The sequence below is a fragment of the Bradyrhizobium vignae genome, from assembly GCF_004114425.1.
Classification (GTDB): domain Bacteria; phylum Pseudomonadota; class Alphaproteobacteria; order Rhizobiales; family Xanthobacteraceae; genus Bradyrhizobium; species Bradyrhizobium vignae.
This window is the reverse complement of sequence record NZ_RDQF01000036.1, coordinates 13083-24895: the sequence shown is the minus strand read 5'-3', so window position 1 is coordinate 24895 and position 11813 is coordinate 13083. Positions and strand designations below refer to the sequence as shown.

Sequence of the window (11813 nt, the reverse complement as noted above, 5' to 3'; positions counted from 1 at the left end):
GGCAAGCGAAGATGGACCAGGACGTCGCAGCGAAAGAGCAGCCCCGCTACATCAAGCTCAACGAGCGCGACAACGTCGCGATCGTGGTCAATGATTTCGGGCTTCCCGCCGGTTCGCGCTTTGCATCGGGACTGACGCTGCGCGCCTTCGTGCCGCAAGGGCACAAGACCGCGCTGGTCGATATCGCGGAAGGCGCGCCGATCATCCGTTATGGCGAGATCATCGGCTACGCGCTGTCGCCGATCCTGGCCGGCGAGTGGGTGGACGAGGCCCGCATCCGCATGCCGGAGGCCCCTGCCCTCGACAAGCTGGAAATCTCGACCGCGGTCCCCGCACCGCTGCCGCCGCTCGAAGGCTTCACCTTCGAGGGCTATCGCAATCCGGACGGCTCGGTCGGCACCAAGAACATCCTCGGCATCTCCTCCTCCGTGCAATGCGTCAAGGGCACGATGGAATATGCGGTCAAGCGCATCCGCGCCGAGCTGCTGCCGAAATATCCGAACGTCGATGACGTCGTGCCGTTGACCCATGCCTACGGCTGCGGCGTCGCCATCACCGCGCCCGACGCGGTCGTGCCGATCCGCACCCTGCAGAACCTCGCGCTCAACCCGAATTTCGGCGGCGAGATTTTGGTCGTCGGCCTCGGTTGCGAGAAGCTCGCGCCCGAGCGGCTGGTGCCGGCAGGCATCAACGACGCCATCGTGCGCATGCAGGACGAAGCCTTCGACGGCTTTGGCGCGATCGTCGATGCGATCATGACCCAGGCCGAAGCCCGCCTGAAGGTGCTCAACACGCGCAAGCGCGAGACCTGCCCGGCCTCCGATCTCGTCATCGGCCTGCAATGCGGCGGTAGCGATGCCTTCTCCGGCGTCACGGCGAATCCCGCCGTCGGCTTCGCCGCGGACCTGCTGGTGCGCGCCGGCGCCACCGTGATGTTCTCGGAAGTCACCGAAGTGCGCGACGCCATCCAGCTGCTGACGCGACGCGCCATCAACGAGGATGTCGGCCGCGCGCTGGTGCGTGAGATGGCCTGGTACGATTCCTACCTCGCCCGCGGCGGCGCCGACCGCAGCGCCAACACCACGCCCGGCAACAAGAAGGGCGGCCTTGCCAACATCGTCGAGAAGTCGCTCGGCTCGATCGTGAAGTCCGGCTCCTCCGCCATCGCCGGCGTGCTCTCGCCCGGCGAGAAGGCGACGCAGAAGGGCCTGCTGTTCGCAGCAACGCCGGCAAGCGACTTCATCTGCGGCACGCTCCAGCTCGCCTCCGGCATGACGCTGCAGGTGTTCACCACCGGTCGCGGCACGCCCTATGGCCTCGCCGCCGCGCCCGTCATCAAGGTCGCGACCCGCAGCGAGCTCGCGCGGCGCTGGAAAGACCTGATCGATTTTGATTCAGGCAGCATCGCCACCGGCGAGAAGACCATCGAGGAATGCGGCTGGGATCTGTTCCGCCTGATCCTCGATGTCGCCTCCGGCCGCGTCAAGCCGTGGTCGGACCGCTGGGGCATCCACAATGATCTCACGCTGTTCAACCCCGCGCCGGTGACGTGAGGGGCTCGAACCACCGACCTCCTGTTCCACAGACAGGCGCTCTTACCCCTTGCGCTTTCCCGCGGCCGCCGCCCCGGTCAAATCTCCGCAGCTTGATCTGCAAGAGCGTTAGGCAGGTGCATCGGCGCTTCCGCGAAACCGTCCGGAAACATTGGCGCGCAGACCGGAATGACACGCGGGTCTACGTCATGCTGCCCGGCATGAAGCAGCGCACGCGCGGATGGCCGTCGACATAGTGCTTCCACACCATGGTGCGGCCGATCTTGTTCGGCACGGTGATCACCGCACCGTCGGGCACCACGACCCATTCGTCGTCGATGCGCACGCGGTAGTGGCCGCGATCGGATTCCCAATCGACGTCGGCGATGACATAGCCGTCGGCATCGGAGCAGCACTGTCCGTATTCGCTATGCAGACTCTCGAACCAGGGTTTTAATGGCGAGTTGGCGTAGCGGCCGTCATCGCGCGCCAGCGCCGATGTGGCCAATAGCGCCATCAATCCCAGCAGCGTGGCGGCACACGATATTGCTTTCATGGTGTCTCCGCGGTCGAAGTGATCGCCGCGAGGCAAACGCTGCCGTCCGCCCTCCGCGTGGTGCGCGGCAGGCGTGGAGACGGCGACTCGCTCCCCCAGCAGCTTTGCCGGCAGCCATGCAAATCCGGCGCCAGCGCGCATTCCGGGGAACTACTGGAGCGGGTCCGGCGCGTGTTCGCCTTTCGGCGAACGTGGCCGCACGGGCCGTGCAATGACGTTGAGAAGCTGGCACGTCCTGGATTCCCAGCCTAAGCGGGAAGAGGACGCACCGAAGCTACGAGTGCTGAGGCGGCGCGCCTACTGCTTCGCAGGGGCCATCATCGCGCCGCCCTTCTTCGCCGCGGGTGCGGGCGGTTTCGCGGCTGCAGCCTGCGCGGGCAGGTATTTTGCGACGATGGCAGGATCGACCTGGGCAATGTAGGCATCGGGTAGGCGCGTCCAGGTCTCGTCCTTGCCGAGCAGCGCGATGCCGAGATAGCCGCGCAGCGTCAGGGTCTGGCCGTCGGGGCTGACCCGCATATTGGCCTTCCAGATCTGGCCGTCGCGCGGATTGAGCACGTTGCCCCCTTCGTACTTCAATCCTTCGCGCTTCATGTTGCGGACGAAGGAGATGCCGAGCACCGGCGCGTTCTTGCGATCGTCGGTGCACTTGGAGCAGACTTCGTTCGGATTGTCGGTTGGCCGCGGGAAGGTCTTGGCGATCACACCTTCGAACACGCCGTTGTGGTCGATGAAGAGGAACCATCCGACCGTCTTGCCGTCTTCGACCTTCTGCCAGAGGCCCGCCGCCGTGGGCTCGGTGGTCTGTGCCGCACACGGCGTCACCGTCGCGAGCGACAATGCGAGCGCGAGGAAGGAGAGCTGCCGAAAGCTGGAGAAATTCCGCATTAGATCACCTTGTTATTCCACGACCGGAATGGCCGCAGACTACGGCGATTTCGCGAACGGTTCCAGCACCAGAAACATGGGGCATCGCCTCCCCGCTGCGTTCCGTCAGTTGACACCGAGCTTCTTTTGCAGGCTGGAGGACGAGGTCGTGTACTGGAACACGAGCCGCTTCTCCGGATAGACATAACGATGGGCTTTTTGCGACATCAGCGCGCCCTCGTGGAAGCCGCACAGGATCAGCTTGATCTTGCCGGGATACGTGTTGATATCGCCGATGGCGAAGATGCCTGATACGTTGGTTTCGAACGCGGATGTCTCGACCGGCACGAGGTTGTTCTCCAGCGCAATGCCCCAATTCGCGACCGGGCCGAGCTTCATGGTCAGCCCGAAGAACGGCAGCATGGCCTCGCAGGCAATCTCGCTCAAGCTGTTGTCGTTGCCCTTGACGGTCGCGCCGGTGAGCTTGCCGTCAGCGCCGGAGAGCGCGGTGACTTGGCCGAGCCGCAGATCCATCTTGCCGCCAGCGACGAGCGCGCGCATCTGCTCGACGCTGTGGGGCGCGGCGCGAAACTCGTCGCGCCGATGCAGAAGCGTGATGCGCTTGGCCAGCGGATGCAGATTGAGCGTCCAGTCTAGCGCGGAATCGCCGCCGCCGACGATCAGCACGTTCTTGTCGCGGAACGTCTCCATCTTGCGCACGGCATAATGCACCGACGTGCCTTCATAGGCCTCGATGCCCGGCACCGGCGGACGCTTGGGCTGGAATGAGCCGCCGCCGGCCGCGATCACCACCACCTTGCACTCGAACACCTTGCCGGTGTCGGTGGTGCAGCGAAAGGCGGGATCGCCGATCTTCTCCACGGTCTCGACCATCTCGCCGAGATGGAAGGTCGGATGAAACGGCTTGATCTGCTCCATCAGCGCGTCGGTGAGCCCCTGCCCCGAAACCTGCGGAATGCCGGGAATGTCGTAGATCGGTTTTTCCGGATAGAGCTCGGCACACTGGCCGCCGACCTTGTCGAGGATGTCGACGAAATGCGCCTTCATGTCGAGAAGGCCGAGCTCGAAGGCGGCGAACAGACCGCAGGGGCCGGCGCCAATAATCAGCACATCGGTTTTGATCACGTCGCTCATGTCGTCTCTTTATCGATCGTTATCGGTTAGACGGAGCCCTTTGGGCTGAGGTGACCCTGCCTGTCTAGCCAACGGGGATGGAACAGGGAAGGCATAAAAGCGGGATCGCCCCGCAGTCGCGCCCACTTGCCGGGCCAAAATAACTGGGCTGTAACGAGGATGGATATGACGGAGATCAATCGGTGAACGCGCCAGCCCGCCCCGACACGACGCCGCGCCTTGAGGACTATCCCTACCGCCTCAGCGACAACGTCCGCTTCGGCGATCTCGATCCAAACCAGCACGTCAACAACGCGGTCTACGCCACCTATTTCGAGACGGGCCGTGTCACGCTGATGAAGCTTCCCGAATACGGGCTGACCCCGCCGGGCCTCGCCTGGATCATGGTGCGACTCGACATGCATTTTCGTGCCGAGCTGCACTGGCCGAACACGATCGAGCTCGGCCTCGGGGTGGTGAAGCTCGGACGAACGTCGGTGACCTTCGAGCAGGTCGTGTTCTCGCAAGGAAAGTGCATCGCGTCGGCGACGTCGGTCGGCGTCTTGCTCGATGAGGCGACGCGGCGCCCCGCGCCGCTGACTGCAGAGGTGATCGAGAAGCTCAGACCCTGGCACAAGCGCGGCATCGAGGTCGCGCCGCCGAGCATCTAGTTTGTTTGGAGACGATCAGGCCTGGCGTTCCGGCGTCGCCACGACGAGACCGTCGAGCTCGTCGGAGACCTTGATCTGGCAAGACAGGCGCGAATTCGGGCGCACGTCGAAACCGAAATCGAGCATGTCCTCCTCCATCGGCGTCGGGCTGCCCACCTTCTCACGCCACGCTTCGTCGACATAGACATGGCAGGTCGCACAGGCGCAGGCGCCGCCGCATTCGGCCTCGATGCCGGGAATGCTGTTGCGGATCGCGGCTTCCATCACGGTTGCGCCGTTCTCGATTTCCACCGTGCGGGTTTCGCCCTTGTGGTCGACAAAGTGAATCTTGGCCATATCTGCTCGTGCTGCCGCGGTGCTGGGAAGGAAGGAGGGTCCGGGCTGTCCTATAACGGGTCGGTCAGCCCGGCGCCATAGCGTTTTGATGCGAAATGAATCCCATCTTGCGGGAAGAAAACGCGTCAAAACAAATGACTAGAGCGCGGCTTTGACCGTATCGGCCTACGGCTTCAGGATCGCCTCGATGGCGGCGCGGACCTCCGTCACCGCCTGTTTCAGCGCGGCGAGGGCATCGGGCCGGCCACGGCCGGTCCTGATCGCGGTCTCCAGGCTGGCTGCGGCATCGGCCACCGCAAAGGCGCCGATTCCTCGCGCCGAACCCTTGAGCTTGTGCGCGAGCGCGCCGGTCTCGGCCGGCATCGCAGCCATCGCCGCCAGCAGGCGGACCGCCTGCTCGGCGAACATCGCCAACACTTCCTGTTCCAGTTCAGTGTCGCCGAGCGTCATCCGGGACAGGTGATCGAGATCCAGCGGGCTATCGATGGGTGCAAGCGGGGGCGACGGCATCCAATGCATCCGTTGCAGTTCAGGCGTCATGGCGCAGGCCCCGGCATCGCGCGGCGGCCGCCGGTCCGGCGGTCAGGTTCCCCTTACCCAAGCATGAAAATGGTTAACGAAATGTTTGGGCTATTTGACGTAGATCTGCCCGTTTATTGACAACAAGTTGCCGCAATCGACCGAGTCCGGTGGAGAATTGCATTTATTGCTAAGGCGTTACGCCACGATCCTGTTAACGATGATTAAGAATGTCTTAATCGCGGGCATTTCATTCGCGACGCTCTGCAAATAGGATGTTGCAGAAATTGGCGGACAAGCCGTCCGGGTGGGGACGGCTCGGGGATCCGCGCAAGCGGCATGATCCGGTCTGTGGGCTTGCGCCGCGCGCAGGGCTCGCGGGGGGACGCGTACACGTAACGAGGGCTCGGACTGAACATGGCGAACACTCCGAAAAAGGTCAAAGACCCCACAGAAGTCGCGCTTTCTGCGATCCAGGAAGCCCTCAACATCAGCGACACGGCTGCGGACACCAGCCGCAACGTCTCCGTGCGCAACGAAGCGGCGCCCCCGGTGCCGCCGCCTGCCCCTCCGATCTTCGATGAGCCGAGCTTCGAGCCGCGCCCGGCCGCCAACGAGGGGGCGACCGTGTTCGACCCGGTCGAGGAGCCGCGCCCCTCGCGCCGCGCCGCCAATGACGACCGCGAGACCATCGGCCAGCTGCTCCAGGCGCTGCAGAAGGGCCGCCCTGCCCGCAGCGTCTACACCTTCGCCACCATCTTCGCCGGCATCTGGCTCGCCGCCTGCGCCGCGCTGACCGTCGGCTTCCTGCCCTCGATCCAGGCCGCCATGGGCCAGAGCGGCGGCGTGCTCGTCATCGCCGGTCTCGTCGCGATGTTCTTCGCGCCGATCATGCTGTTCTACTTCCTGGCGAGCCTCGTCTGGCGCGGCCAGGAAATGCGCATGATCGCGCAGGCGATGGCGCAGGTCGCGATCCGCTTCTCCGAGCCGGAAGGCTCGGCCTCCGATTCCATGGTCACCGTCGGCCAGGCCATCCGCCGCGAGGTCGCGGCGATGGGCGACGGCATCGAACGCGCGATTGCGCGCGCCGGCGAGCTCGAGACGCTGGTCGCCAACGAGGTCGCAGCGCTGGAACGCGCCTATTCCGACAACGAGGTGCGCATCCGCGCCCTGCTCCAGGACATCGCGCATCAGCGCGACAATCTGGTCGGCCAGGCCGAGCAGGTCCGCAGCGCCATCTCCGGCGTGCAGATCGACCTGCGCCACGACATCGCGCTGATCTCGGACGCGATCGCCTCCCGCGTCGACGAGGTCGCCAAGTCCATCACCGGCGCGCTCGAAGAGCGCGGTGCCCACATCACCCAGGCGCTGAGCAATGCCGGTGACAACATGATCCTGGCGCTCGGCGAGCGCGGCGGCGACCTGCTCGACCGCCTCGAGGAAGCCAGCAACGAGACCACGCGCGCCGTGCTCGACGCCAGCGAGCGGCTGACCACCAGCCTCAACTTCAAGACCGGCCACGTCCACGACGAGTTCGTCGATCTCGCCGACCGCGTTCATGAGATGCTGAACGAGCGCATCGACCGCATCACCGGCGAATTCGAGCAGCGTTCCGCCGCGATCGTCGACGGCATCTCCGAGCGCACCGAGCAGGTGCACGATTCCCTGAAGAACTCGTCGGACTCGCTGCTGCTCGAGCTCGAGCTGCGTTCCAACGACATCTCCGCCAAGATCGACGACGCCGGCAACCGCCTCGCCGGCCAGATCATGACGAGCGGCGACAAGGCGAGCGAGGCGCTCGACGCCACCGTCAACGCCCTGGTCGCCAAGGTCGTCAGCCAGACCGAGACCGCACACGACTCGCTGTCGCTGCAGATGAGCGCCTTCGACGAGCTGGTGAGGAACCAGGGCACCGAGCTGGTCGAGAAGTTCGCCCGCGACTCCGGCACGCTGGGCGCGCTGATCACGCGCCACATCTCCGAGTTCGACCGCACCGTGAAGACCTTCGGCGGCGAGATCGTCGAGCGCATGGGCCAGCGCACGCAGGACATCGCCGAGACGCTGAGGACCTATGTCGACAATTTCGACACCCGCTTCACGGCGAACGGCGGCCAGATCACGGCGGTGCTCGACCAGCGCCTCGTGCAGTTCGAGACCACGATCGGCGAACGCGTCGCCAACCTCGACACCTCGCTGAACGGCAAGATCGCGAGCCTCGACGGCACGATCGAAGGCCACATCAGGACCTTCGACGAGCAGCTCGTCGGCCGCGTCGCCGCACTCGAACAGTCGTTCGACACCCGCGCGAAGTCCATGACCGAAACCATCGACGGGCGCATCAACACGCTGGCGACATCGCTGACCGACGGTGCCGCGCAGGCGATCCAGTCGATCGACTCCCGCCTCACCCACCTCACGACCTCGCTGACCGATGGCGCATCGCAGACCATCCAGACGATCGACACCCGGCTGACGCACCTCACGACGACGCTCACCGGCGGCGCGTCGCAGGCGCTCGAATCCATCGACTCCCGCCTCACCTATCTGACCACCGCCGTGACCAACGGCGCCTCGCAGGCCGTGCAGTCGATCGACACGCGCCTCACGCTGCTGACCTCGACGCTCACGGACGGCACCGCGCAGGCGATCGAGGCGGTCGACCGCCGCATCACCGGCGTCACCGAGATCATCGACGGCCGCAGCACGCATCTGACCGACACGGTCACGGCGCGCTTCCAGGACATCCAGCAGGCCATCGAGACCAAGATCGGCTCCGTCGCCAGCGACATCGACGTGCGCGTGGCGCAGTTCGAGGACCTGCTCGGCTCGCGCGTCGAGGCCGTCGCCGGCCGCATCGAGAGCAGCGGACGCCAGGCCAGCGAGGACATGATGTCCCGCGCCGAGATGATCTCGACCGCGATCCGTTCGCATGTCGAGGACGCCGAGCGCTCGCTCACCAACCTCGTCGTCAACACCAGCGAGACCATCCAGACCGGCGCGCGCGCGGCCCAGCAATCGCTGCTGACGGTCTCCTCCGACGTCAACGCCCAGCTCAAGATGACCTCGGCCGAGGTCGAGCAGGCTCTGACCGCGGTCGGCACCGGTGCGGCGAACTCGATCCTGACCAGTGCCCGCGAAGCCCAGTCGACGCTCGTCGCCGCATCGGGCGAGGCCTCCAACCAGATCAAGGGGCTCGCGGCCGACGTCGAACGCACGCTGTCGGCGGCCGGCTCCGCCACTGCGGCCTCCATCCTGGCCGGCGCCCGCGAGGTGCAGACCACCCTCGTCACGGCGTCCTCGGATGCGGCGAGCCAGGTCAAGGCGCTCACCGCCGACGTGCAGCGTTCGCTGTCGTTGGCCGGCACCACCACGGCGGAATCGATCACTGCCGGCGCCCGCGATGCGCAGAACGCGCTGATCGCGGCCTCGACCGAGACCGCCAACCAGATCAAGGCGCTGTCCTCGGACGTGCAGCGCTCGCTTACGATGGCGGGCACCACCACGGCGGAATCGATCACCGCCGGCGCCCGCGATGCGCAGAACGCGCTGATCGCGGCCTCGACCGAGACCGCCAACCAGATCAAGGCGCTGTCCTCGGACGTGCAGCGCTCGCTTACGATGGCGGGCACCTCGACGGCCGAGACCATCATGAGCGGCGCCCGCGAGGCCCAGAGCACGCTGGTCACGGCGTCCTCGGATGCGGCGAGCCAGGTCAAGTCGCTCGCGGCCGAAGTGCATCGTTCGCTCTCGCAGGTGGGCCAGACGACGGCCGAGACGATCACCACCAGCGCGCGCGACGCCCAGAGCACCCTGCTCGCGGTCTCGGCCGAACAGACCAGCCAGGTCCGTTCGCTCGCGGCCGAGATGCAGCGCGCGCTGGCGACCGCGGGCGGCGCCACCATCGAGGCGCTCACCAGCGGTGTCCGCGAGGCCCAGGGCTCGCTGATCTCCGCCTCGAGCGATGCGGCGAGCCAGATCAAGTCGCTGACGACGGACATCGAGCGCACGCTGACCGCGGTCGGCGCCGACACCGCCTCGACCATCCTCAACAGCGCGCGCGAGGCGCAGATCTCGCTGACCTCGACCTCGGCCGACGCCGCGAGCCAGATCCGCACGATCTCGACCGAGATCGAGCGCACGCTGAGCGCGGCCACCGCCAACGCGACCAACGACATCCAGACCAGCGCGCTCAACGCCCAGAACGCGCTGATCTCCGCCTCCAACGAGGCGAGCTCGCGGGTCAAGACGAGCTCGGCCGACGTCGAGCGCTCGGTGCTCGCCGCCACCTCCAGCTTCGGCCAGGCCATGACCGGCAAGACTGACGAGATCGTCACCTACGTGCAGCAGCAGGCCGACCGCCTGTCGAACATGATCGACGCCAAGCGCGGCGCGCTGGTCGATGCCATCGGCTCGAAGACCGACCAGCTCACGCTCGACATCGACCGCGTCACCTCCGACGCGTTGAAGTCGATCGAGACGCGCGGCAACGCCTTCTCGCAGACCATGATGGGCAACGGCTCGGAAGTCGCCCGCACCATCAACGCGGCGAGCGAGATCGCCACCAGCGCGGTCGGCAAGTCGCTGAAGGACCTCGAGCAGGCCTCGCGTTCGGCGATCGACCAGTCGCGCCAGGTCTCGATCGCGGCCGTCACGGAGATGCAGGAGACCAGCAAGATCCTGCGCACCGACACGGTCGCCCTGTTCGAGCGCCTGCGCGAAGGCAACATCCTGCTGCAGGAGGTGCTGACCGGTGCGCACGACAACCTCAACTCGCTGGAGCGGGCGCTGGTGACGCGCGTCGCCGACTTCGTCTCGGCGATGAACGACGTCACCTCGCGCAACGGCGCTGCGACTCAGAACCTGGAAGAGCAGCTCAACGTCTTCAACAGCAAGACCACGAAGGCGCTCCAGGATCTCGGCGAGCTGTCGACCCAGTTCGACAAGCACGGCAAGGCGCTGGTCGAGGCCGCGCAGGTCGTCGAGCAGAGCAACAAGAACACCACCGCCTCGCTCGCCGAGCGCAAGCAGGCACTGGAATCGCTCGTCACCACGATCGACCTGCGCACGGCCGATCTCGACCAGCGGCTGTCGCGCTTCACCGGCCTCCTCGATGAATCGCTGGCGGCCGCCGAAGAGCGCGCCCGCGACATCGCCCGCGTCGTCGCCGAGACCGCCGGCGCAGGCTCCGCCGCGATCACCCGCCAGTTCGAGGCGGTGCGCGCGGCGTCCGAGGAGGAGCACCGCCAGACCATCGAGGCGATGCACGACATCTACCGCCAGACCACGGACGAGGCGGATGCGATGTTCAAGCAGTCGACCGAGAAGTTCACCAACCTCGTCGGCAGCATGAAGCAGATGGCTCTCGAGATGCACAATGAGCTCGAAGCCACCCGCAACGAGCTGCGCCGCGGCGTGCTCGAGATGCCGCAGGAGGCTGCCGAGAGCACGGCCCAGATGCGCAAGGTGATCGTCGACCAGATCGAGGCGCTCGCCGAGCTCAACCGCATCGTGGCCCAGCATGGCCGCGGGCTCGACGTCACTACGGCGGGCCGCGCCAGCATCCATCGCCAGGAAGAGCCGGTGCTGGCCGCCGCCGTCGGCGGCCGGGCTCCCGAGACCCGCATGCGCGACACCGGCAGCGCCTCGACGCTGCCGCCGCCGGACCTCGGCATGCCGGCCGCGCGCCGCACCGAAGCGCCGCCGGTCGCACCTGGCGGTAGCGACCAGGGCCGCGACGGCTGGCTGTCGGACCTGCTCAACCGCACGGACGCCAATCACGGCGCCCCGACCGGTCGTGAGGCTCTGCGCGGGCGCAATGCCGCCGCGCCGCAGCCGCAGGCACCGCAAGATGGCAGCAATCCGCTGGAATCGCTGTCGCTCGACATCGGCCGGCTGATGGACCGCAACCTCGCCGCCGAGATGTGGGACCGCTATCAGCGCGGCGAGAACAAGGCCTTCACCAAGCGCCTGTACACGCCCGCCGGCCAGAAGGCCTTCGACGAGGTCGCCCGCAAGTACCGCGCCGACCGCAACTTCAAGGGCACGGTCGACCGCTACGTCGCCGAGTTCGAGCGCCTGCTCGACGAAGTCGCCCGCGACGGCCGCGGCCCGCAGGAGCTGCGCAGCCACCTGATCTCGGAGACGGGGCTGGTGTACACGCTGCTGGCGCACGCGGCGGGACGATTGGGATAAGCAGCA

The 11813-nt window shown here is 66.4% G+C and carries 8 protein-coding genes; 3 read left to right on the top strand and 5 right to left on the bottom strand.

The window, feature by feature from the left end:
• Positions 1–11 precede the first annotated feature (11 nt).
• Positions 12–1553, top strand: coding sequence for a galactarate dehydratase (gene garD / locus EAV90_RS25805; RefSeq protein WP_129145034.1), 1542 nt, complete (start codon positions 12–14; stop codon positions 1551–1553).
• A gap of 181 nt (positions 1554–1734) precedes the next feature.
• Here the strand turns inward: garD and EAV90_RS25795 are convergent, their stop codons facing one another.
• From EAV90_RS25795 to EAV90_RS25785, 3 genes are all read right to left on the bottom strand, one after another.
• Positions 1735–2088 carry a hypothetical protein gene (locus EAV90_RS25795; protein WP_164937105.1) on the bottom strand — a complete coding sequence of 118 codons (354 nt, stop codon included), beginning with the start codon at positions 2086–2088 and terminating at the stop codon, positions 1735–1737.
• 297 nt (positions 2089–2385) lie between these two features.
• A complete protein-coding gene (locus tag EAV90_RS25790) occupies positions 2386–2976 on the bottom strand; it encodes a DUF2147 domain-containing protein (RefSeq protein ID WP_122402390.1) in 591 nt (196 codons plus the stop codon).
• A gap of 105 nt (positions 2977–3081) precedes the next feature.
• A complete protein-coding gene (locus EAV90_RS25785) occupies positions 3082–4110 on the bottom strand; it encodes an NAD(P)/FAD-dependent oxidoreductase (protein WP_122402389.1) in 1029 nt (342 codons plus the stop codon).
• Between the two features lie 182 nt (positions 4111–4292).
• On the opposite strand from EAV90_RS25785, the gene EAV90_RS25780 reads away from it, so the two are divergent.
• Entirely contained in the window at positions 4293–4760 is a 468-nt protein-coding gene (locus tag EAV90_RS25780) for an acyl-CoA thioesterase (RefSeq protein ID WP_122402388.1), read from the top strand.
• 15 nt (positions 4761–4775) lie between these two features.
• On the opposite strand, the gene EAV90_RS25775 is transcribed toward EAV90_RS25780, so the two are convergent.
• On the bottom strand, positions 4776–5096 hold the full coding sequence (locus EAV90_RS25775) for a 2Fe-2S iron-sulfur cluster-binding protein (RefSeq protein WP_008143731.1): 321 nt from the start codon (positions 5094–5096) through the stop codon (positions 4776–4778).
• A 165-nt stretch (positions 5097–5261) separates the two neighbouring features.
• Positions 5262–5606: an Hpt domain-containing protein gene (locus EAV90_RS25770; protein ID WP_162500573.1), complete on the bottom strand. Its 345-nt coding sequence runs from the start codon at positions 5604–5606 to the stop codon at positions 5262–5264.
• A gap of 426 nt (positions 5607–6032) precedes the next feature.
• Between EAV90_RS25770 and EAV90_RS25765 the strand changes: the two genes are divergently transcribed.
• Positions 6033–11807 (top strand): apolipoprotein A-IV repeat region-like domain-containing protein, encoded by a 5775-nt coding sequence (locus tag EAV90_RS25765; protein ID WP_129145032.1) that lies wholly within the window; start codon positions 6033–6035, stop codon positions 11805–11807.
• Positions 11808–11813 lie beyond the last annotated feature (6 nt).